The sequence below is a fragment of the Streptomyces camponoticapitis genome, assembly GCF_014646115.1.
GTDB lineage: Bacteria > Actinomycetota > Actinomycetes > Streptomycetales > Streptomycetaceae > Streptomyces > Streptomyces camponoticapitis.
In genome coordinates, this window is record NZ_BMMV01000005.1 from 191,800 (window position 1) to 214,258 (window position 22,459).

The following is a 22,459-nucleotide window of genomic DNA, read 5'->3' on the forward strand; positions in this document are numbered from 1 at the left end:
CGAGGCGCCGAAGATTGGTCTACACCTTGACCACGGATGGGACACGGGGGTCCGATGGTGAGGTTCGGTCGCTCCGCACCACAGTTGAACTCCGTCGAAGGGGCAAGTCTGTGAGACAGCACGGAACATCCCCCACCTTCCCCCCACTTCCGTCCCGCCGGTCCGCGTCCCGCCGGCCTTCGTCCGCGCGCCTCTTCGGCCCGCTGCTCGTCGGCGTCGCCCTGTTCTCGTGCGTGGCCGCGTCAGGGGCCGTCGCGGCTCCCGAGCGCACGGGGACGGGGTCCGGATCCCCGTCCACCTCCACTTCCGGCTCCGGCTCCGCGGTCAGGGCGCTCGGCGACGTCGTCCCGGCGCCCGCCTCGGTGCGGCCGGGCGGCTCGCCGTACTCCATCACCTCCTCGACCCGCATCCGGGTCGACGAGGACTCCCACGAGGCACGGCGCGTGGGCACCTATCTGGCGGGACTGCTGCGTCCCTCCACCGGCTACGACCTGCGGGTCACCGACGACGACCGGGGCCGCGCCGACCACCGGGGCCGCGACCACGATCACGGCCGGGGTGACGACGGGATCCGGCTCAAGCTGACGTCCGGCGACCGGGACCGGGCGCTCGGCGACGAGGGCTACCGTCTGGAGTCGGGCCGTGACGGGGTCACGCTCACGGCCCGCAAGCCCGCCGGACTCTTCCACGGCGTCCAGACACTGCGGCAGCTCCTGCCGGCCTCGGTGGAGCGCGACAGCCGGCAGCGAGGCCCCTGGAAGGTCGCCGGCGGCACCATCACCGACAAGCCGCGCTACGCCTACCGGGGCGCGATGCTCGACGTCTCCCGGCACTTCTTCACCGTCGACCAGGTCAAGCGCTACATCGACCAGTTGGCCCTCTACAAGATCAACACCCTGCATCTGCACCTCTCCGACGACCAGGGCTGGCGCATCGCGATCGACTCCTGGCCGCGGCTCGCCACGTACGGGGGCTCGACCCAGGTCGGCGGCGGCCCCGGCGGGTACTACACCAAGGCGCAATACCGCGACCTGGTGCGTTACGCCGCCTCGCGCCATCTCGAAGTCGTCCCGGAGATCGACATGCCGGGCCACACGAACGCGGCGCTCGCCTCGTACGCCGAGCTGAACTGCGACGGCGTCGCGCCGCCGCTCTACACCGGCACGGCCGTCGGCTTCAGTTCGCTGTGCGCGACGAAGGAGATCACGTACGACTTCGTGGACGACGTGGTGCGCGAGCTGGCCGCCCTGACGCCCGGCAGATATCTGCACATCGGCGGCGACGAGGCGCACTCCACCAGCCATGAGGACTATGTGGAGTTCATGCGGCGGACCCAGGCGGTCGTGGCCAAATACGGGAAGACCGTGGTGGGTTGGCACCAGCTCACCGGCGCGGACCCGGTGAAGGGCGCGGTCGCGCAGTACTGGGGCTACGACGCCACGGGCGCCGCCGAGCGCGCGCAGGTCGCCGAGGCGACGAAGGCCGGCACGAAGCTGATCCTGTCGCCGGCCGACCGCGTCTATCTCGACATGAAGTACGACCGGAACACCGATCTGGGCCAGAGCTGGGCCGGTCTGGTGGAGGTCGACCGCTCGTACGACTGGGACCCGGCGGCCTATCTCGCGGACGCGGGTGTCGCCCCGGACGCGGTGCTGGGCGTCGAGGCGCCGCTCTGGTCGGAGACGCTGTCGACCAGCGACAACATCGAGCGGATGGCGTTCCCGAGGCTGCCCGGTGTCGCGGAGATCGGCTGGTCCCCGCAGTCGGCGCGGGACTGGGACACGTACAAGGTCCGACTGGCGGCGCAGGGACCGCGGATGACGGCGCTGGGGATCGACTACTACCCCTCGCCGGTCGTGCCCTGGCCCGGCGAGTGACCGCGCGGTGAGCCGAGTGCGCTGACGGGGAGGCGGGCGCCTGTGAAGGGCCGTGCGTGAACATGGGCGCCCGCCGCTCCCGTCACCCTCGGTGGGGTGCGGCGTATATCTGTGGGCATCCGTCTCGCGCTGCGCGTCGACACGCTCGGATCCCTGGCTGAGGCGGAGGCGGTGAAACCCGCACGGCATCCAGTACGAGGTGACGCTCCGGAAGTCAGCGATCCGCCATCGGTGAAGGCGACTCGACGGGGACGCCCCAACCGACCTGCGGTGTCGGCCCGTTCGGGCGTGGCGTGCGCCGACCGGGACGGGTGGTTCGGGGCGGGCGGTTGAGTACGGGTACTCACGCCCGCGCCCGCGTTCCTGGCGACCATGGGAGACATCGCCCGTCGCCCCTCCGGAGGACCCTCATGCTGAGCCGTACAGCCGCCGCACTGGTGCCGTTCTTCGGCCGCCTCACGGTCTCGCTGGACGCCGAGGGCGAGTTGGCGCCGGGGAGCATCGTCGCCGCGAACCACACCTCGCTCAGCGATCCGGCGGTCGTGCTCGCCGCGCTGCGTCAACTGGGCGTCGAGCCCGTCGTGATGGCGGCCGCGGGACTGTGGCGCGTACCGCTCCTCGGGCGCGCGCTCGTCCGCGGCGGGCACGTCCCCGTCCGCCGCGGCGACCCGGGGGCCGCGGGCTGCCTCGACGACGCCGCGGCCGCGCTCGCGCGTGGCCGGGTCGTCCTCATCTACGGCGAGGGCGGCATCCCGGACGGCGGGGACGCCACCGAGCTGCCTCCCCGGCCCTTCCGTACCGGCCTGGCCCGGCTGGCCGCCGTGACCGGCGCTCCGGTCGTCCCCCTCGGACAGAGCGGCGCCCGCCGCATCACCTCGGGCGGTGTACTCGGGCAGCTCGCGGGTCTGGCGACCGCGCCCCTGCGCCGCCCGGAGCTGCGGGTGCACATCGGCGCCCCGGTTCGGCTGACCGGCGATCCGGCGACCGCCACGGCGCAGGCGCATCGCGCGGTCACCGCCGCGTGGTGGACCGCCGCGCACCCGCACGGCGCACCGGCTGTTCGGACGGCGGCCCCGGTCGCCGTCGGCACCGATCAGGCGACCTTCCGGGCCTTCTCGATGGCGGCGGCGAGATCTTCGAGGATCGGCGCGCACTTGTCGTAGGAGTAGATGGGCTCCGTGACGCGCGGAACGACCTGGCCCGCCCCGACCGCGGGCAGCCGCGCCCACGTCGGCTTCGACGTCAGGGCGTTGGGCTGGAGGGCGGAGGAACGGTTGTCCATCATGATGATGTCGGCCGGGTACTTGTCGACGTTCTCCCAGCTCAGCTCCTCGAAGAAGCCTTGGGCGTTGACCTTCGGCTCCACGAACCTCACGCCGAGCTCCTGGAAGTAGAGGGTGTCGGCGGACATCTCGGCGAGGGAGACGTAGAACAGGTCCTGACTGGCCGAGCCGACCAGCACCCTGATCTCGGGACGGGACTTCGCGGCGGCCCGCAGCCGGCCCGCCGCCTTCTCGAACCTGGCCTTCGCGTCGGTGACCTTCTTCGCCCCCAGATCGGCGCCCAGGGACTCGGCGAGATCCGCGTGGCGCCGGATCGCCTTGGGGACGGTGGTCTCCGCGGCCAGGAGCGCCACGCTCGGGGCCAGCTTGAGGATCTTGTCCTTGGACTGCTCGGGGACGTACCAGAGTTCGCCCTCGACCCACTGGGCGGTGACGAGCAGTTCCGGGGCGAGCGCCGCGTACTTCTCGACGTTGAACTCGCCCCAGACGTTGCCGAGGATCTCGACCTCGGTGACGTCGAGGTCACCCGCCTGGATGTCCGGCTTGCCGTCCTTGGTGGTGGTCGGTCCGAAGACGCCCTTGACCTCGATCCCGTAGTCGTGGAGCGCGGCGGCGGTGCCGGTGAAGGCGACGATGCTCTTCGGGACGCTGCCGGCCTCGGCCGTCTCGCCGCGGTCGTCCTTGAAGGACCAGGGGCCCGCCTTCACATCGTCGGCCGCGCCCGGCTCCCCCTTGTCGTCGTCGCTGTTCCCACAGGCGGCGAGGGCGACTCCGAGGCCGACGGCACCACCGGCGGCGAGGACGCCGCGGCGGCTGAGGGGTGAATGGTGGGCGTTGGGCATGTCGATGTCCGCTTTCGTACGCGCCGGAGACCGGCCGGTGGGCAGTTCGAATAGGTTAGCCTAACCTTGCTTACTCTCGCGTACGGGGCGGGTGTCCGAGCCGTGCGGGAGAGTTGGGGGAACAGCCGCTCCCTACGTCCCGCAGGAGTCAGCGATGTCCGTCCGCCGCGTTGTGCCCAACCTCCATGTGCGGCCCGAGGAGCAGGAGCGGAGCCGGGCGTTCTACGGCCTGCTGGGCTTCGAGGAGGTCATGAACCAGGGCTGGATCCTCACCCTCGCCTCACCGTCCACACCGAGCGCACAGGTCAGCTTCCTGACCCACGACGCGACCGGACCCGTCGTCGCCGACATGAGCATCGAGGTGGACGACGTGGACGCGGCCTACGCGGCCGTGCGGGCGAGCGGCGCGGAGATCGTGCACACGCTGCGGGACGAGGAGTGGGGCGTACGCCGCTTCTTCGCGCGCGACCCGAGCGGCCGGGTCGTCAATGTGCTGAGCCACCGCGGAACGGGGTGACGACGGCGGACGGGGCCGTACGACCGTGGGTCAGAAGAGATCCAGAAGTTCCGTCAGGGTGGTGATCGAGGGCACCTCGGAGACGCCCGCCGGGTCCCTGCGCATCGCGCGTCCCGCGTAGCCGAGCCGGATCGCCGCGGCGACCAGGTCCGGATCGTCGTCGACGAACAGGCACCGCGCGGGAGGGAGTCCCAGCGCGGCGCTCGCGTGGTGGTACATACGGGGGTCCGGCTTGTTGCACCCCAGGACGGCCGAGATCGCATAGGCCTCGAAGAAGCGGTCGATCCCGAGCCCGGCGTGCAGCCGGGGCAGATCGGGCCAGGCGTCCGACACCACGGCCATCCGCACCCCGCGCCGGCCCAGCTCCTCCAGCGTCCCGTGGACGTCCGGGTACGTCTCCAGGAAGACGTCCGGGGCGACTTCACGGCGCAGGTCGGCGAGAAGGCGCGGGGCCGGGTCCACGCCGAGGCGCCGGAGCATCACCCGGTGGTAGTCGTCGTAGTCGGGCGTCGACGACGAGGCGGCGAAGAACCGGTCACCCGCGGCGATCGCGGCCGCGAACTCCTCGGGCGCGATCGAGGGGGCGTGGGCGAGCACGGTGTCCTCGAAGTCGGCTCGCGGGTTCCAACGGCCGCCGATCGGACGCAGCAGAACACCGCCCGAGTCGAAGAGAACGGCGCGGAGACTGTCCGGGGTGACGGGCGGTGTCGTCATCCGCCCAGTCTCGTGAACGGACCGCCGATGGTCGACCCCGCCCTTTCCGGCCGGAGGCGGGCTACCGTCGTACGCTGAATCACCCATTGAAGGACAGGACAGGACAGGAGACCGAGGTGACCGGGATGACGACTGGGGCGGCCGTGGCCGGGACGACGGTGGCCGAGGTGATGGCCGAGCTGGCCGGGCTGGACGACCCGAAGGCACGTGCGGTCAACGAGAAGCACGGTGACGACCACGGGGTGAACCTCAGCAAACTGCGAGCGCTCGCCAAGCGGCTGAAGACACAGCACGAACTCGCCACCCGGCTCTGGGCCACGGACGACACCGCGGCGCGGCTGCTGGCGCTGCTGATCTGCCGCCCGAAGGCGTTCGGGCGCGAGGAGTTGGACGCCATGCTGCGCGAGGCGCGCGCACCCAAGGTGCACGACTGGCTCGTGAACTACGTGGTGAAGAGGAGCCCTCACTTCGAGGAGCTGCGCCGGGCCTGGTCCGCCGATCCGGATCCGGTCGTCGCGAGCGCGGGCTGGGCACTGACCACCGAGCGCGTCACCAAGAAGCCCGACGGTCTCGACCTCGCGGGACTGCTCGATGTCGTCGAGGCCGAGATGAAGGACGCCCCGGACCGCCTCCAGTGGGCGATGAACCACTGTCTGGCCCGGATCGGCATCGACCACCCCGAACACCGCCCCCGCGCGCTCGACATCGGCGAGCGCCTGGAGGTCCTGAAGGACTACCCGACGTCCCCGGGCTGCACGTCCCCCTTCGCCCCCACCTGGATCACCGAGATCGTCCGCCGAAACACGACCTAGAGGCCCATCTCCCGGGCGATCAGCATCCGTTGGACCTCGCTCGTGCCCTCGCCGATCTCCAGGATCTTGGAGTCGCGCCACATCCGGGCCACCGGGTACTCGTTCATGAAGCCGTAGCCGCCGTGGATCTGGGTGGCCTCGCGGGCGTTGTCCACCGCCACCGTCGAGGAGTAGAGCTTCGCCAGCGCGGCCTCCTTCTTGAAGGGCTCGCCGTGCACCAGGCGGGAGGCCGCGTCGCGCCAGCCGAGGCGGGCCATGTGCGCCCGCATCTCCATGTCGGCGATCTTGAACTGGATCGCCTGGTTCGCGCCGATCGGCCGGCCGAAGGCGTGGCGCTCCTTCGCGTACTTCACCGACTCGTCCACACAGCCCTGCGCCAGGCCCGTCGCCAGTGCGGAGATCGCGATGCGGCCCTCGTCCAGGATGCGGAGGAACTGCGCGTACCCCCGGCCCTCCGCACCGACCAGATTCGCCAGCGGCACCCGGACGTCGGAGAAGGACAGCTCGCGGGTGTCCGACGCGTTCCAGCCGACCTTCGAGTACGGGGCCGCGACCGTGAATCCCGGGGTGCCGGACGGGACGATGATCGAGGAGATCTCGGGGCGGCCGTCCTCCTTGCGGCCGGTGACCGCCGTGACCGTGACCAGGCCGGTGATGTCCGTACCCGAGTTGGTGATGAAGCACTTCGAGCCGTTGATGACCCACTCGTCGCCGTCCCGTACGGCCGTGGTGCGGGTGCCGCCGGCGTCCGAGCCGGCCTCGGGCTCGGTCAGCCCGAAGGCGCCGAGGATCTCGCCGGAGCACAGACGCGGCAGCCACTCCCGCTTCTGCTCCTCCGTACCGAAGAGATGCAGCGGCATCGCGCCGAGCGAGACGCCCGCTTCGAGGGTGATGGCCACGGACGAGTCGACGCGGGCCAGCTCCTCCAGGGCGATGCCGAGCGCCATGTAGTCGCCGCCCATGCCGCCGTACTCCTCTGGGAACGGCAGGCCGAACAGGCCCATCCGGCCCATCTCGCGCACGATCTCGTACGGGAACTCGTGCCGCTCGTAGAAGTCACCGATCTTGGGTGCGACGACATCCTGGGCGAACGCCTCGACGGTACGCCGCAGTTCCTCGTGCTCGTCGGAGAGCCGGTGGTCCAGGGGCATGGCTAGGACTCCTTGTGGGAGAGGGCGCGCACGGCGCGTGAGGGGCTGGGTCGTCCCAACTGGTCGGCCATCCACGCGCTGGTGGCGGTGAGGAGACCGAGATCGACCCCGGTGGAGATACCGAGGCCTTGCAACATCCACAGGAGGTCTTCGGTGGCGAGATTCCCCGTGGCGCTCTTCGCGAACGGGCAGCCGCCGAGGCCGCCCGCCGACGCGTCGACGGTGGTCACGCCGTGCTGGAGCGCCGCGAAGGTGTTGGCGAGTGCCTGGCCGTACGTGTCGTGGAAGTGCACCCCGATCTTCGAGACGTGCACCCCCTCCTCGATGAGCGTGGCGAGCAGGCTCTGCACATGGCCGGGGGTGGCCACGCCGATCGTGTCGCCGAGGGACACCTCGTCGCAGCCCATGTCGACCAGGGCCTTGACGATCCGGGCGACCTGGTCGACGGCGACGGGCCCCTCCCACGGGTCGCCGAAGCACATCGACAGATAGCCACGGACATGGAGCCGCTCGGCGCGGGCGCGGGCCACGACCGGCTCGAACATCGCGAGCGACTCGTCCAGGGACCGGTTCAGATTGGCCTTGGCGAAGGACTCGGTCGCACTGGCGAAGACGGCCACCTGACGGACGCCGAGGGCAAGCGCCCGGTCGAGTCCGCGCTCGTTCGGCACGAGGACGGGCAGCCGTACGTTCTCCAGGTCGCGCACCATCGGGAACAGCTGCTCGGCGTCGGCCAGTTGGGGCACCCACTTGGGGTGGACGAAGCTCGTCGCCTCGATGGTGGTGAGCCCGGCGGCGGCGAGGCGGTGGATGAACTCGGCCTTGATCCCGGTCGGGACGATCGTCGACTCGTTCTGGAGGCCGTCGCGCGCGCCGACCTCGTGGATACGGATCCGGGTCGGCAGACCCTCGTCCATGACCGTCATCGGGAGTGTCATTTCTCCTCCTCGGCAGCCGCCGACGGTGCGGCGAGCGCGGCCGGTGCGACCACGGCCAGCACCTGGTCCATGGAGACGGTGGAGCCCGCCGTGACGTCGAGCTCCGTGACCGTGCCCTCGTGCGGGGCCGAGATGACGTGCTCCATCTTCATCGCCTCGACCACCAACAGGCCCTGGCCCGCGACCACTTCGTCCCCGACCGCCACCTTGACGACCGTGACCGTGCCGGGCATCGGCGCGGTGAGCGCGTCGAGCCCTCCCGCCCCGGCGGCGCCGAGCAGCGCCGCCTCGACCGGGTCGTGGTCCCGTACGTGCCAGCTGTCGCCGTCCCTGCCGAGCCAGTCGTCCGCCCGGTGGAATGTATGGGTCGTCCCGTCCACCGTGACGGTGACGCGGCCGGGCTCCACGTGCGACGGTCCCGTGCCGAGCAGCCGGTGTATGACGGGTTCATGTCCGGCGATACGCAGATGGTGGGTGACCGGCACGGTCATGCCGCCCATCCGCCACCCGTTCGGTACGGAGAAGGGGTCGGTCCAGCCGGGGCCCGGGGCGCTCGTGGGCGTGGGGGCCAGCTCCGACTCCCGTACCGCCGCCGCCGCTTCGTACACCTCCACCGGCACCTCCGCCGGCACCAGTGAGTCCGCGTCGCGCTCCACCAGGCCGGTGTCCAGCTCGCCCGCCACCACCGCGGGGTGGGCCAGCAGCCTCCGCAGGAAGCCGGCGTTCGTCGGGACGCCCAGCGTCACCGTCTCCGCCAGCGCGGCCCGCAGCCTGCGCAGTGCCGTCGCGCGGTCCGGGGCGTGCACGATCACCTTGGACAGCATCGGGTCGTACAGGCTCCCGACCTCCGTGCCCTCGCTCAGGCCCGAGTCCGTGCGTACGCCGTCGCCCGCCGGCTCACGCAGCGACAGCACCCGGCCACCCGACGGGAGGAAGCCGCGCGCGGGGTCCTCCGCGCAGATCCGGGCCTCGATCGCGTGCCCGGTGAGGGTGATGTCCTCCTGGGTGAACGGGAGCCGTTCACCGGCGGCGACGCGCAGCTGCCACTCGACCAGATCCAGACCGGTGACCAGCTCGGTGACGGGGTGCTCCACCTGGAGGCGGGTGTTCATCTCCATGAAGAAGTACGAGCCCGGGTCCTCGCCCGGGACGATGAACTCGACCGTGCCCGCGCCCCGGTAGCCGCAGGAGCGCGCCGCCTGCACCGCGGCCTCGCCCATCGCCGCCCGCGTCTTCTCGTCCAGCAGGACGGACGGCGCCTCCTCGATGATCTTCTGGTGGCGGCGCTGCAACGAGCACTCGCGCTCGCCGAGATGGACCACGTTGCCGTACCCGTCGGCCAGTACCTGGATCTCGATGTGGCGCGGCCGGTCGATCCACCGCTCGACCAGAAGCGTGTCGTCGCCGAAGGAGGCGCGGGCCTCGCGCCGGGCCGCGGCGATCTCGTCGCGCAGGGCCGACTCCAGCCGCGTGAGCCGCATCCCCTTGCCGCCGCCGCCCGCCGACGGCTTCAGCAGCACCGGCATCCCGATCTCCCCGGCCGCTTCGGCCAGTTGGTCGTCGGTCAGTCCGCTGCCCGACGAGCCGGGCACCACCGGCACACCGGCCGCCGCCACGGTCTCCTTGGCACGGATCTTGTCGCCCATCAGGGAGATGGCGGAGGCCGTCGGCCCGATGAAGACGAGCCCGGCGTCCGCGCACGCCTGCGCGAAGGCCGCGTTCTCCGCGAGGAAGCCGTAGCCCGGGTGGATCGCCTGGGCGCCCGTACGGGCCGCGGCCTCCAGCAGCCGCTCACTCACGAGATAGCTCTCGGATGCGGGCGCGGGGCCGATCCGGACCGCGGTGTCCGCCTCACGTACATGCCGGGCGTCCGCGTCGGCGTCGCTGAAGACCGCGACGGAACGGATGCCGAGCGCGCGCAGCGTACGGATGACGCGGACCGCGATCTCGCCGCGGTTCGCGACCAGGACCGTGTCGAACATGCCGGTCGGAGCGGCCGCCCGGACGGTGCTGGTGCGCGGGGCGGTCGTGTGCGCGGTGGTGGTGTGCAGGGAGGTCATGTGTCACTCACATCCGGAAGACGCCGAAGCCGGGGGCGTTGCTGTCCTTCTGGGGAAGCGGGGCGTTCGCGCAGGCCGTCAGCGCCAGACCCACCACCTGACGGGTCTCCAGCGGGTCGATCACCCCGTCGTCCCAGAGCCGCGCCGTCGCGTAGTAGGCGTTGCCCTGGGTCTCGTACTGCGCGCGGACCGGATCCTTGAACGCCTCTTCCTCCTCGGCAGGCCACTCCTCGCCGCGTCCCTCGATCTGGTCGCGTTTGACCGTCGCGAGTACGGAGGCCGCCTGCTCGCCGCCCATCACGGAGATCTTGGCGTTCGGCCACATCCACAGGAAGCGGGGGGAGTAGGCCCGGCCGCACATCGAGTAGTTCCCCGCGCCGTACGAACCGCCGACCACGACGGTGAGCTTCGGCACGCGCGCGCACGCCACGGCCGTCACCATCTTCGCGCCGTGCTTGGCGATGCCGCCCGCCTCGTACGCCTTGCCGACCATGAACCCCGAGATGTTCTGCAGGAAGAGCAGCGGGATGCCGCGCTGGTCGCACAGCTCGATGAAGTGCGCGCCCTTCTGGGCCGACTCGGAGAACAGGATGCCGTTGTTGGCGACGATCCCCACCGGGTGGCCGTGGACCCGGGCGAAGCCGGTGACCAGGGTCGTACCGAACTCGGACTTGAACTCCGCGAACCGCGAGCCGTCCACGATCCGCGCGATGACCTCACGGACGTCGTACGGTGTGCGCGAGTCGACCGGCACCGCCCCGTACAGCCCCATCGGGTCGACCTTCGGCTCCTCCACCGGCTCGACCCGCCAGGGCAGCGGGCCACGCTCGGGGAGCGTCGAGACGATCGTGCGCACGATCCGCAGCGCGTGCGCGTCGTCCTCGGCGAGATGGTCGGTCACACCCGACGTACGGGAGTGGACCTCGCCGCCGCCCAGCTCCTCGGCCGTGACGACCTCGCCCGTCGCCGCCTTCACCAGGGGCGGGCCGCCCAGGAAGATCGTGCCCTGGCCGCGGACGATCACGGCCTCGTCGCTCATCGCGGGCACGTACGCGCCGCCCGCCGTGCAGGAGCCGAGGACGGCCGCGATCTGCGGGATTCCGGCGCCGGACATCCGCGCCTGGTTGTAGAAGATCCGGCCGAAGTGGTCACGGTCGGGGAAGACCTCGTCCTGCATCGGCAGGAAGGCGCCGCCCGAGTCCACGAGATAGACGCACGGCAGTCTGTTCTCCAGCGCGACCTCCTGGGCGCGCAGATGCTTCTTCACCGTCATCGGGTAATACGTCCCGCCCTTGACCGTGGCGTCATTGGCGACCACGACCACCTCACGGCCGCTCACCCGGCCGATGCCGGCGATCACCCCGGCCGCCGGCGCCTGCCCGCCGTACATGTCCTCCGCCGCCAGCGGCGCCAGCTCCAGGAACGGCGAGCCGGGGTCCAGCAGGGTGTCCACCCGGTCCCGGGGCAGCAGCTTGCCGCGTGCCACATGCCGGGCGCGGGACTTCTCGCCGCCGCCCAGCCGGGCCGCGGCGAGCCGGTCGCGCAGGGCGCCGGAGAGCTCCTGATGCGCCGCCTCGTTGACGCGCCAGGACTCGGCCGCCGGGTCCGCGGCGCTCGCCAGCACGGGTGCCTGCTGCATCGGTCGAGCTCCCTCGCAGGGTTAATGAGCGTTAACGTCCACCTCTCAGGTTAACGACCGCTAACCGTCCTGTCTAGAATGGATTTCCATGAGCACCAGGACCGCGGCCCAAACGCGCCGCGAGCAGATCCTCAACGAGGCGGCCAGGCTCTTCGCGGAGCGTGGTTTCCACGGCGTGGGCGTCGACGAGATAGGGGCGGCCGTCGGTATCAGCGGGCCGGGCCTGTACCGCCATTTCGCGGGCAAGGACGCCATGCTCGCCGAACTGCTCGTCGGCATCAGCGGCCGGCTGCTGGACGGCGGCAGGAAGCGGGTGGCGGCGACGACCGGCGACCCGGCGGCCGTGCTCGCCTCGCTGATCGACGGCCATATCGACTTCGCGCTGGACGACCGCCCGCTGATCACCCTGCACGACCGCGAACTGGACCGCCTGCGGGACAGTGACCGCAAGCTCGTGCGGCAGCTTCAGCGGCAGTACGTGGAGCTGTGGGTCGGCGTCGTCCGCGAGATCCACCAGGATCTCCCCGAGCCGGTCGCGCGCGGCGCCGTGCACGCGGTCTTCGGCCTGCTGAACTCGACGCCGCATCTGAGCCCCACCGGGCGCGGCACACCCCGCCGCGCGGTGGCGGAAACGCTCCTGCGCCGCCTGGCGCACGGAGCGTTCGCCGCCCTCGGCGACTCCCGGGACATCACGCCCTGAGCGCGGCCAGCTCCCTGGCCAGCGTCTCCACCGGCTGGAACGTCGCGCCGAACAGCGCCACGTGCCTCCAGTGCAGCGTGCCGTCCGGCGCGATCAGGAAGACCGAGCGGCGCAGCCCGATCCCGGGGGCTGCGATCCCGAACGCCCGCGCCACGGCCCGGCCGGTGTCGGCGAGCAGCGGGATCCGCAGGCCGTGCTTGCGCGCGAACGCCTCGTGGCTGTCGACATCCTGCGGACTGATGCCCCACACCTCGGCGCCCAGCCCGTTGAACGTCTCCAGTCCGCCGGAGTACGAGCACAGCTGCTTGGTGCAGACGCTGGTGTCGTCACCCGGGTAGAAGGCCAGGACCAGCGGGTGGCCCCGCCGCTCGTCGAGGCGGTACTCCCTCCGTACGAAGGTGTCGTCCCCGCCGAGCACCCCGCCCGGCAGGCTGAAGTTCTGCACCGGACTGCCCTGATCTGGTGTCGCTGCCACAAGAGGCTCCCTCGTCGGTTCTGGTGTCGCTCTGTTCCCGCCGCCCTCGGCGCCGCCCGCTGGGGGGACGAAGCCCCCGATCACGCCCGTTACGTCCACTCACCGGGACGAGCGGCACCGCGCGTACATCTGACGGCACAATGGGCTCATGCCGATACCCAGCCGCGAAGCTCTCGTCGACCACCTCGTCCGTACGCGCATCGCCGGAGACGTGGCCACTCCCAGGGACAACAACCTCTCCCACTACCGCAAGCTCGCCAACGGCGACCGCCACTTCTGGCTGGGCCTGGAGCTCGGCGACCGCTGGACCGACGAGCAGGACGTGCTCGCCGTGATGGCCGAGCGGTGCGGCGTCAACGACGACCCGGAGCACCGGCACGGGCAGGACACCATCGACCCCGAGCTGACCGTCGACGCCCTGGAGCGGATGGCCGCGCGGCTGCGCAAGGCGGCGGCCGGTCGCGAGAGCGTGCTCTTCGCCACCGGCCATCCCGGCGGTCTGCTGGACGTGCACCGGCAGACGGCGGACGCGCTGCGGCTGGCCGGCTGCGAGATCATCCGGATTCCCGGCGGGCTCACCGCCGACGAGGGCATGGTCTTCCAGTTCGCCGGTGTCGCGATGCTGGAGCGCGGGGCCACTCTCTGGCACACCCACTCGCCCGAGCCGATGCGCGCGATCCTGGACGGCCTGGAGCGCGACGGCAGACCACAGCCGGACCTGGTGCTCGCCGACCACGGCTGGGCGGGCTGCGCGGGGCAGCGGGGGCTCGACTCGATCGGATACGCGGACTGCAACGACCCGGCGCTGTTCATCGGCGAGGCCGAGGGCACCCTCCAGGTGACGGTCCCGCTGGACGACCATGTGACGGATCCCCGTTTCTACGACCCGATGACGGAGTACCTCCTCAACGAGGCCGGTCTCACCAACACCGTCTGAGCACCGACGAGCGGCACCACGGCACCACAGCAGCCCGGCGCTGAGGACAGGGACAGCGGCCGGGCTCAGTCGCGCCCCGCCCCGGAACCCCCGCGACCGGTGCCGGACTCCCTGGGCACGCGCATGACGCCCTCCTGGATCACCGAGATCGCCAGCCGCCCGTCCTGTGTGTGGATCCGGGCCTGGCCGAGCCCCCGCCCGCCGGACGCGGACGGCGACGTCTGGTCGTACAGCAGCCACTCGTCCGCCCGGAAGGGCCGGTGGAACCACATCGCGTGGTCCAGGCTCGCCCCCACGATGTCGCCCGTCGCCCAGCCGCCCCTGCCGTGTGCGAGCAGCACCGAGTCGAGCAGCGTCATGTCGGAGACGTACGTCGCCAGACAGACATGCAGCAGCGGGTCGTCGGCGAGCTTGCCGGCCGTGCGGAACCACACCTGCGAGCGTGCCTCGCGCGGCTGCCCGGCCGTGGCGTACGGCGGGGCGTCCACGTACCGCAGATCCACCGCGGCGCGCGCCTCCAGCAGAAGGCCGGCCACGGACGGGTCGACGAACCGGTCCGCGTAGCGCGGCAGAGTCTCGGCCGCCGTGGGAAGCGACTCCGGATCGGGGGCCGCCGGCATCGGCGCCTGGTGTTCCAGGCCCTCCTCGTACGCCTGGAACGACGCCGAGAGATGGAAGATCGGCTGGCCGTGCTGGACGGCCACCACCCGGCGCGTGGTGAAGGAGCGGCCGTCGCGGATGCGGTCGACCGTGTAGACGATCGGGGCGCCCGGATCGCCCGCCCGCAGGAAGTACGAGTGCAGGGAGTGGGCGGACCGGTCGGCGGGGACCGTACGGCCGGCGGCCACCAGGGCCTGCGCGGCCACCTGCCCGCCGTAGACGCGCGGGATCGCCGCCGAGCGGCTGAGACCGCGGAAGATGTCCTCCTCGATCCGCTCCAGGTCGAGCAGTTCGAGGAGGGACTCCAGTGCGTTCATGTGCTGATCGTGTCCCTGGTCCTGGTGCGCGGTCCTACAGGCTCACAGGCCCATGGACTTGGCGATGATCATCTTCATGACCTCGCTGGTACCGCCGTAGATGCGGTTGACGCGGTTGTCCGCGTAGAGGCGGGCGATCGGGTACTCGTTCATGTAGCCGTAGCCGCCGTGCAGCTGAAGGCACTTGTCGATCACGCGGTGCGCGACCTCCGTACAGAAGAGCTTCGCCGACGCGGCCTCGGCGGCGGTCAGTTCGCCCTTGTCGTGCGCGTCGAGGGCGCGGTCGCAGACGGCCTCGGCGGCGTCGACCTCGGCCTTGCAGGCGGCCAGTTCGAACTTGGTGTTCTGGAAGGAGGCGACGGTCTTGCCGAAGACGGTGCGGTCCTGCACGTAGCTCTGCGCGAACCGGATCGCGGCCGACGCCTGCGCGTACGCGCCGACGGCGATGCCCAGGCGCTCCTGCGGCAGATTCTGGCCGAGGTAGGAGAAGCCCTTGTTCTCCTCGCCGAGCAGGTCCTCGACGGGCACCTTGACATCGCTGAAGGACAGTTCGGCGGTGTCCGAGGACTTCAGTCCCAGCTTGTCGAGCTTGCGGCCGACCGCGTACCCCTCGGACCTGGTGTCGACGACGAAGAGCGAGATGCCGTGCCTGCGGTCCTCCGGGCTCGGCGGGGCGGTGCGGGCGCAGACGATGACGCGGTCGGCGTGCACGCCGCCGGTGATGAACGTCTTGGCGCCGTTGAGCACATAGTGCGAGCCGTCGGCGGAGAGCCTGGCGGTGGTCTTCATGCCCGCGAGGTCGGAGCCGGTGCCGGGCTCGGTCATGGCGATGGCGTACATGGTCTCGCCGGTCACGAAGCCGGGCAGCCACCGCTTCTTCTGCTCGTCGGTGGCGTACGCCTTCACATACGGCAGACAGAGCGCGACATGGACGCTGGACCCTCCGAAGGAGACTCCCGCGCGGGCGCACTCCTCGGAGACGACGGCCTGGAACTTGAACGACTCCTCGCCCGCGCCGCCGTACTCCTCCGGCACCTCGATACCGAAGATGCCCAGCTCACCGAGCTTGTAGTAGAACTCGCGGGGGACCAGCCCCTCGGCGTACCACTCGTCGTAGACGGGAACGACCTCGGCCTCGATGAAGGCGCGGAGAGTCTCCCGGAACGCCTCGTGGTCCTCGTTGTACACGCTACGGCGCACGGAAGCCCTCTCCCTGGGTCTGGGTGGTCCGGACGCTCCGACCGATCGGAACGGTCCGCGCGGTCCGGGCCACTGTGTCTAAGCGCTTGCTCAGTCCTAAGAAAAAGTTACCGGGCGGTCATCATGACTGTCCAGGGCGGGGTCCGAGCCGTCGCGCACGTCACAGTCGGCGCAGCGCGAACCACAACTCCATCCGGACGTCCGCCTCGTCCAGGTCCGTCTCCAGCAAGGTCGCACAGCGGGCGACGCGTTGACGCACGGTGTTGCGGTGGACCGACAGGGCCACCGCCGTACGGTCCCAACTGCCGTGCAGCGAAAGCCAGGTGCGCAGGGTCTCCGTCAGAGCGGGGGAGTCCGCGATCGGCATCAGGAGGGCGCGGGCGTGGGCGGCCGCCTCTTCAGGAGGGACGAGCGCGGTCAGGGCGTCGGGGCCGGGGGCGCGGTGCCGTACGAGGCCGGCGCGGGTGGCCTCCGCGTGGCGCAGCGCCCGCCGGGCCTGGGTGTCCGCCTCGATCAGGTCCGCGGGGGCGACGGGCGCGCTCACCCCGAGTGTCCAGCCCGGCTGGGCGGTCACCGGACGGTCGGTGAGGACGCGCGCCGTGGTGCCGTCCGACTCGGCCAGGCCGCTGCCGAGAGCCGCCGCCAGCGCCGACGGGGCGAAGGGCGTGTCACCGCCGTGCGCGTGCACCACGGTCCAGGGGCCGGGCCCGAGCAGAGGCGCCGCGTCGCCGGGCGTGGCGCCCAGCAGGAGCCGTACGAGCGCCGCCGAGCGCGCCGCCTCCGCCGCGCCCTGGTGCGGCGCTGTGAGCAGCGACAGGAGGACGACGGCGACGCCCGTGACGGTGTGGTCGCCGGCCTCCCGGCCGCTCGCCGCGACGCCGAGGACGAGGCCCTGGCCGCCGCCCAGCGCGTACGCGGCCAGGCGCGCGCCGCCGGCAGTGTCGGTGGCGGTGCCGTGCGGCGGGTTCACCACGCGGGCCAGCCGGGCCAGGGCCGTACGGAATCCGGGCGCCGGGTCCCGGCCCGTGGTGTGCAACTCGGCGCCGTCGGGGGCGAACAGGACCGCGCGGCCACCGAGCCGTACTGCGAGCTGGTGCAGTACCGCCGGGACCGGGTCCGGGCGGGCGGCGGCGGCAGCGAGGCCCTGCTGGGCCTCGGTGACCCGGCGCAGCTCGCGGTGGCGGGCCTCGGCCATCAGCCGCCAGACCCCGCGCGCCACGGTGGTGAAGGGGGTCCGCCGGGGGATCTCCAGCAGCGGCAGCCCCTGCCGGCCGCACGCCTCGACAAGGCTGTCCGGGACCGTGTCGTACACCGGCGCGACCCCGAAGCCGAGCGCGGCGGCGCCCGCTTCGACGACCCTCCGTACATAGGTGTCGGCGTGTGCGTCGGTGAGCTGTACGCCTGCCGTCAGCAGCAGCTCACCGCCGAGCAGGTACGGATACGGGTCGGCCATCTCCGAGGTGTGCACCCAGTGGACGTCGACCGGCGGCCGGTCGTCGGCGAGCCCGGCGACCAGGCGCAGGCCGAGCGTGCCGTCCGCGAGCAGTGCGGTCAGAGGCACCGGCGGAGTGGGCGGAGCGGAAGGTTCCGGCATGGATGGTCCATCCATCGGCGGCGGGAGGAATGGATGAAACGTACACTTCAGCGTTTCTTTCCGGCCACCTACCGTCGACTCGCACACCACCGGACCCCCGGAAGCCCCGGAGTCGATCAGGAGGAAGCCCCATGGCTGTGGACTACGCGGTGATCGTCGTCTATCTCGCCGGCATGCTCGCCATGGGCTGGTGGGGCATGCGCCGCGCCAGGTCCAAGAGCGAGTTCCTGGTGGCCGGCCGCCGGCTGGGCCCCTGGATGTACTCCGGCACGATGGCCGCGATCGTCCTCGGCGGCGCCTCCACCATCGGCGGTGTCGGCCTCGGCTACCAGTACGGCCTCTCCGGCGCCTGGATGGTCTTCACCATCGGGCTGGGACTGCTGGCCCTCTCGGTGTTCTTCTCCGCGCGCATAGCCCGGCTGAAGGTCTACACCGTCTCCGAGATGCTCGACCTTCGGTACGGAGGACGCGCCGGCCTCATCTCCGGGCTTGTCATGTGGGCCTACACCCTGATGCTCGCGGTCACCTCGACCATCGCCTACGCCACGATCTTCGACGTCCTCTTCGACATGCACCGCACCGCCGCGATCATCCTCGGCGGGGCGATCGTCGTCGCCTACTCGGCGCTCGGCGGCATGTGGTCGATCACGCTGACGGACATGGTGCAGTTCGTCGTCAAGACGATCGGTGTGCTGCTGCTCCTGCTGCCCATCGCGGTCGTCAAGGCGGGCGGCTTCGCCGAGATGAAGGCGAAGCTTCCTACGGAGTACTTCGACCCGCTGGGCATCGGCGGCGAGACGATCTTCACGTACGTCCTGATCTACACGTTCGGCATGCTGATCGGGCAGGACATCTGGCAGCGGGTCTTCACCGCGCGCACCGACACCACGGCCCGCTGGGGCGGCACCGTCGCGGGTACCTACTGTCTCCTCTACGCGATCGCCGGAGCCGTCATCGGCACCGCGGCCAAGGTCCTCTACCCGAAGCTGCCGAGCGCCGACGACGCGTTCGCCACCATCGTCAAGGACGAACTCCCGCCGGGCGTCAGGGGACTGGTGCTCGCCGCCGCGCTGGCCGCCGTGATGTCGACGTCCTCCGGGGCGCTGATCGCCTGCGCCACCGTCGCCAACAACGACATCTGGGCGCGGCTGCGGGGACTCGTCGGACAGCGACAGACCGGGCGGGACGCCGTGGGGGAGCGGGACGAGGTGAAGGACAACCGCGCCTTCATCCTGGTCATGGGACTCGCCGTCATCTGTATCGCCATCGCGCTGAACGACGTCGTCGGTGCGCTGACCGTCGCGTACAACCTGCTCGTCGGAGGACTGCTGGTGCCCATCCTCGGGGGCCTCCTGTGGAGGCGCGGCACCGTGCAGGGCGCGCTCGCCGCGATGATCGTCGGCGGGCTGACCGTCATCGGCCTGATGGTGTCCTACGGCATCCTGGCCAACGAGCCCATCTACTACGGGCTCCTCGCCTCGCTGGCGGTCCATGTGGTCGTCAGCCTCCTGACGAAGCCGACGGACGCGGCCGTGCTCGCCGCGTGGCGCCGCCGCCTCGCGGGCGAGGACGCGGAGGGTGCCGAAGGCGCCGACGGAGCCGGTGACGCCCCTCGGAAGCCGTCCGTCGCCGCCGGTGGCACCGGCTGAGCCCCACCCCCTCCGAACAGCCCGTGTCCCGCCCGCCCGACGGCGCCGCTGTCAGCGCTGTCGGTGCTCTGGGTCATGCTGGATCCGCACACGCACCACGAAAGGCCTCGACGATGAGCAGCGCAGCAGGACCCGACAGCCCCGGCCCCGGAGCGGCGGAGGGCGGCCCGAAGGGGCCCGTCGACTCCTCCCGCGTGCCCCGGTTCGCGGGACCGGCCACCTTCGCCCGGCTGCCCAGGCTGGACGAGGTCGGGGCCACCGACATCGTCGTTGTTGGAGTGCCCTTCGACAGCGGGGTGTCCTACCGGCCCGGCGCCCGCTTCGGCGGGAACGCGATCCGTGAGGCGTCCCGACTGCTGCGCCCGTACAACCCCGCCCAGGACGCCTCGCCGTTCGCGCTCGCGCAGGTCGCCGACGCCGGGGACATCGCCGCCAACCCGTTCAACATCAACGAGGCGGTCGAGACGATCGAGGCGGCGGCCGACGACCTGCTCGGAACGGGCGCGCGCCTGATGACCCTCGGCGGCGACCACACCATCGCGCTGCCGCTGCTGCGCTCGGTCGCCAAGAGGCACGGCCCCGTCGCGCTGCTCCACTTCGACGCGCACCTGGACACCTGGGACACGTACTTCGGCGCCGAGTACACGCACGGCACCCCGTTCCGGCGGGCCGTCGAGGAGGGCATCCTCGACACCGAGGCGCTGTCGCACGTCGGCACGCGCGGGCCGCTCTACGGCAGGAAGGACCTGGACGACGACCACCGCATGGGCTTCGGCATCGTCACCTCCGCCGACGTCATGCGGCGCGGGGTCGACGAGGTCGCCGACCAGCTGCGGCAGCGCATCGGGGACCGCCCGCTGTACATCTCGATCGACATCGACGTGCTCGACCCGGCCCACGCGCCCGGCACGGGCACCCCCGAGGCCGGCGGGCTCACCTCCCGCGAACTCCTCGAAATCCTCCGCGGCCTGGCCTCCTGCCACCTGGTGTCGGCGGACGTGGTCGAGGTCGCCCCGGCGTACGACCACGCGGAGATCACCTCCGTCGCCGCCTCCCACACCGCGTACGAACTGACCACGATCATGTCCCGCCAGATCTCGGAGGTCCGCGCGAAGTGACTCACGACCACCACCACGAGATCCCCCGCTACACCCCCGAGCAGACCGCCGAGGCCCTGAACCCGCCCGCCGGGCGCAACGGCGGCGACCTCGTCGTCGAGACGCTGCACGGCCTCGGCGCCACCACCGTCTTCGGCCTGCCCGGCCAGCACGCGCTGGGCATGTTCGACGCGCTGCGCCGCTCGGACCTGGAGTACGTCGGGCTACGGGTGGAGAACAACGCCGGGTTCGCCGCCGATGCCTACGGCCGCGTCACCGGCGAGGTCGCACCCCTGCTGCTCTCCACCGGACCGGGCGCGCTGACCTCGCTCGCCGCGCTCCAGGAGGCAGCCGCGGGGTCCTCGCCCGTGCTCGCGATCTCCAGCCAGATCCCGTCGGCGGGCCTCGGCGGCGGCCGGCACGGCTATCTGCACGAACTGGCCGACCAGCAGGCCTCGTTCCGCGACATCGTCAAGTCCGTCCACCTCGTCCGTACGGCCTCCCAGATCCCGTCCGCCATCGCGGCGGCCTGGGAGTCCGCGCTCACCGCACCGCACGGACCCGTCTGGGTCGAGATCCCGCAGGACGTCCTCCTCAAGGAGACGACGCTGCCGCTCGTCACCGCGGTCGACGCCACCCCGCGCGAACTGCTGCCGCGCCCGGAGCTGATCGCCGTGGCGGCGCACACCCTGTCCCACGCGGAGCGCCCCGTGATCATCGCGGGCGGCGGAGTCGTACGGGCGGACGCCGCGGGCAAACTGCGCACCCTCGCGGAGAAGCTGGCCGCTCCCGTCGTCACCACCTTCGGTGGGAAGGGCGCCTTCCCCTGGGAGCACCCGCTGTCGCTCCAGTCCTGGCTGGAGGACCGGCACACCACCGACTTCCTGGAGGACGCCGACGTCGTGCTGGTCGTCGGCTCCGGGCTCGGCGAGCTGTCCTCCAACTACTACACGTTCCGCCCGCGCGGCCGGGTGATCCAGATCGAGGCCGACCTCGGCAAGCTGGAGTCCAACCTTCCGGCGCTCGGCATCCACGCCGACGCGAGGGAGGCCCTGTCCGCGCTGCTGGAGTCGGTGACGGAGCGGAGCGACCCGGCCGCCGCCGAGTCCGCGCGGGACGCCGTCCGTACGGTGCTGGCGAAGGTACGGGAGCGGATCGGCGCCCAGGACCTGGAGCTGGAGCAGCGGGTCCTCGCCGCCGTACGGGACGCGCTGCCCGTCACCTCGCCCAGCTTCTGGGACATGACGATCCTCGCCTACTGGGCCTGGTCCGCCTGGCCCGGCGCGATGCACTCCGGTCAGGGCGCCGGCGGTCTCGGCTACGGCTTCCCTGCGGCCCTGGGCGCGGCGGCGGCCGACCGTACGAAGCCGGTCCTCGCGGTCTCGGGCGACGGCGGCGCGATGTACTCGATCGCCGAGCTGGCCACGGCCCGCCAGTACGACCTCCCCGTCACCTGGCTGATCGTGGACGACGGCGGTTACGGCATCCTGCGGGAGTACATGACGGACGCCTACGGCCAGACCACGGGCACCGAGCTGGCCCGCCCCGACTTCGTCGCGCTGGCCGAGTCCTTCGGAGTGCCGGCGGTCCGCACGAGCCCCGAGTCACTGCGTGAGGACCTGTCGAAGGCGCTGGCGTCCCCCGGTCCCTCGGTGGTGGTCCTCCCGGCGCTCCTGAAGCTGTTCGCGCCGACGCACCTGCCCGCCGCGCGGTAGCACACGCCGTCGCCCGGCGCACTACGGCGTTGGTCCTGGTCCCTCCGGCGAGCGCCTCGGTCCGGCGACGGGTATTTGTTGCAGCGGGATGAATTCCGCACGTGGGCGCGTTGATGCCTTCCGGCAGGGGGTCCACGGGGGACGCCCGCGTACCGACAAGCGGCAGGGCAGACGGAGGGCGGCAGACAGTGGCGGCGGAGCGAACAGACCCCGAGCGCGAAAGGCCGGGCGGAAGCACGGCCGGAGTGAACGAGGCCGGAGTGAGCGAGGCCGGCGCGGACC

General features: G+C 71.6%; 19 protein-coding genes. 9 read left to right on the forward strand and 10 right to left on the reverse strand.

The window, feature by feature from the left end; translation table 11 throughout:
• The first annotated feature begins 110 nt into the window (after positions 1-110).
• Together IEY79_RS09975 and IEY79_RS09980 are read left to right on the forward strand one after the other, a co-directional pair.
• Entirely contained in the window at positions 111-1,877 is a 1,767-nt protein-coding gene (locus IEY79_RS09975) for a beta-N-acetylhexosaminidase (protein WP_229700779.1), read from the forward strand.
• A 410-nt stretch (positions 1,878-2,287) separates the two neighbouring features.
• Complete coding sequence (locus IEY79_RS09980; RefSeq protein WP_189107007.1) at positions 2,288-3,040, forward strand: lysophospholipid acyltransferase family protein; 753 nt, start codon at positions 2,288-2,290, stop codon at positions 3,038-3,040.
• On the opposite strand, the gene IEY79_RS09985 is transcribed toward IEY79_RS09980, so the two are convergent.
• Positions 2,971-4,002, reverse strand: coding sequence for an ABC transporter substrate-binding protein (locus IEY79_RS09985; protein ID WP_189107008.1), 1,032 nt, complete (start codon positions 4,000-4,002; stop codon positions 2,971-2,973). The two genes, IEY79_RS09980 and IEY79_RS09985, sit on opposite strands and share 70 nt — an antisense overlap.
• A 154-nt stretch (positions 4,003-4,156) precedes the next feature.
• Here IEY79_RS09985 and IEY79_RS09990 point away from each other — a divergent pair, with 154 nt between their 5' ends.
• Complete coding sequence (locus IEY79_RS09990) at positions 4,157-4,519, forward strand: VOC family protein (protein WP_189107009.1); 363 nt, start codon at positions 4,157-4,159, stop codon at positions 4,517-4,519.
• A gap of 30 nt (positions 4,520-4,549) precedes the next feature.
• Here IEY79_RS09990 and IEY79_RS09995 read toward each other — a convergent pair whose 3' ends face one another.
• Positions 4,550-5,233 (reverse strand): HAD family hydrolase, encoded by a 684-nt coding sequence (locus IEY79_RS09995; RefSeq protein WP_189107010.1) that lies wholly within the window; start codon positions 5,231-5,233, stop codon positions 4,550-4,552.
• A gap of 125 nt (positions 5,234-5,358) precedes the next feature.
• On the opposite strand from IEY79_RS09995, the gene IEY79_RS10000 reads away from it, so the two are divergent.
• Complete coding sequence (locus tag IEY79_RS10000) at positions 5,359-6,045, forward strand: DNA alkylation repair protein (RefSeq protein ID WP_189107011.1); 687 nt, start codon at positions 5,359-5,361, stop codon at positions 6,043-6,045.
• Here IEY79_RS10000 and IEY79_RS10005 read toward each other — a convergent pair.
• From IEY79_RS10005 to IEY79_RS10020, 4 genes are all read right to left on the reverse strand, one after another.
• Positions 6,042-7,196, reverse strand: a complete 1,155-nt coding sequence (locus IEY79_RS10005; RefSeq protein ID WP_189107012.1) for an acyl-CoA dehydrogenase family protein — start codon at positions 7,194-7,196, stop codon at positions 6,042-6,044. The two genes, IEY79_RS10000 and IEY79_RS10005, sit on opposite strands and share 4 nt — an antisense overlap.
• A 2-nt stretch (positions 7,197-7,198) precedes the next feature.
• The gene (locus tag IEY79_RS10010) at positions 7,199-8,134 is read right to left on the reverse strand and encodes a hydroxymethylglutaryl-CoA lyase (protein ID WP_189107013.1); all 936 of its coding nucleotides are present in this window, start codon (positions 8,132-8,134) and stop codon (positions 7,199-7,201) included.
• Positions 8,131-10,116 carry an acetyl/propionyl/methylcrotonyl-CoA carboxylase subunit alpha gene (locus IEY79_RS10015; RefSeq protein ID WP_189107162.1) on the reverse strand — a complete coding sequence of 662 codons (1,986 nt, stop codon included), beginning with the start codon at positions 10,114-10,116 and terminating at the stop codon, positions 8,131-8,133. The genes IEY79_RS10010 and IEY79_RS10015 overlap by 4 nt, the downstream gene beginning before the upstream one ends.
• A gap of 85 nt (positions 10,117-10,201) precedes the next feature.
• Entirely contained in the window at positions 10,202-11,833 is a 1,632-nt protein-coding gene (locus IEY79_RS10020) for a carboxyl transferase domain-containing protein (protein ID WP_189107014.1), read from the reverse strand.
• A gap of 88 nt (positions 11,834-11,921) precedes the next feature.
• On the opposite strand from IEY79_RS10020, the gene IEY79_RS10025 reads away from it, so the two are divergent.
• The gene (locus IEY79_RS10025) at positions 11,922-12,533 is read left to right on the forward strand and encodes an SACE_7040 family transcriptional regulator (protein WP_189107015.1); all 612 of its coding nucleotides are present in this window, start codon (positions 11,922-11,924) and stop codon (positions 12,531-12,533) included.
• Here the strand turns inward: IEY79_RS10025 and IEY79_RS10030 are convergent.
• Positions 12,523-13,008: a peroxiredoxin gene (locus IEY79_RS10030; protein ID WP_189107016.1), complete on the reverse strand. Its 486-nt coding sequence runs from the start codon at positions 13,006-13,008 to the stop codon at positions 12,523-12,525. The genes IEY79_RS10025 and IEY79_RS10030 overlap by 11 nt on opposite strands.
• A gap of 148 nt (positions 13,009-13,156) precedes the next feature.
• Here IEY79_RS10030 and IEY79_RS10035 point away from each other — a divergent pair, with 148 nt between their 5' ends.
• Positions 13,157-13,945, forward strand: a complete 789-nt coding sequence (locus IEY79_RS10035) for a phosphatase (protein ID WP_189107017.1) — start codon at positions 13,157-13,159, stop codon at positions 13,943-13,945.
• A 65-nt stretch (positions 13,946-14,010) separates the two neighbouring features.
• Here the strand turns inward: IEY79_RS10035 and IEY79_RS10040 are convergent, their stop codons facing one another.
• The 3 genes from IEY79_RS10040 to IEY79_RS10050 all read right to left on the reverse strand — a co-directional run bounded on the left by IEY79_RS10040 (position 14,011) and on the right by IEY79_RS10050 (position 17,716).
• Positions 14,011-14,922, reverse strand: a complete 912-nt coding sequence (locus IEY79_RS10040; RefSeq protein WP_189107018.1) for an acyl-CoA thioesterase — start codon at positions 14,920-14,922, stop codon at positions 14,011-14,013.
• Positions 14,923-14,964: 42 nt separating this feature from the next.
• Positions 14,965-16,122, reverse strand: coding sequence for an acyl-CoA dehydrogenase family protein (locus IEY79_RS10045; protein WP_189107019.1), 1,158 nt, complete (start codon positions 16,120-16,122; stop codon positions 14,965-14,967).
• A gap of 160 nt (positions 16,123-16,282) precedes the next feature.
• On the reverse strand, positions 16,283-17,716 hold the full coding sequence (locus tag IEY79_RS10050) for a PucR family transcriptional regulator (RefSeq protein WP_189107020.1): 1,434 nt from the start codon (positions 17,714-17,716) through the stop codon (positions 16,283-16,285).
• A gap of 131 nt (positions 17,717-17,847) precedes the next feature.
• On the opposite strand from IEY79_RS10050, the gene IEY79_RS10055 reads away from it, so the two are divergent.
• From IEY79_RS10055 to IEY79_RS10065, 3 genes are all read left to right on the forward strand, one after another.
• Positions 17,848-19,365 carry a sodium:solute symporter family protein gene (locus IEY79_RS10055; RefSeq protein WP_189107021.1) on the forward strand — a complete coding sequence of 506 codons (1,518 nt, stop codon included), beginning with the start codon at positions 17,848-17,850 and terminating at the stop codon, positions 19,363-19,365.
• A 113-nt stretch (positions 19,366-19,478) separates the two neighbouring features.
• Positions 19,479-20,483 carry an agmatinase gene (speB, locus tag IEY79_RS10060; RefSeq protein ID WP_189107022.1) on the forward strand — a complete coding sequence of 335 codons (1,005 nt, stop codon included), beginning with the start codon at positions 19,479-19,481 and terminating at the stop codon, positions 20,481-20,483.
• On the forward strand, positions 20,480-22,177 hold the full coding sequence (locus tag IEY79_RS10065; RefSeq protein ID WP_189107023.1) for a thiamine pyrophosphate-binding protein: 1,698 nt from the start codon (positions 20,480-20,482) through the stop codon (positions 22,175-22,177). Before speB ends, IEY79_RS10065 begins: the two co-directional genes overlap by 4 nt.
• Positions 22,178-22,459 lie beyond the last annotated feature (282 nt).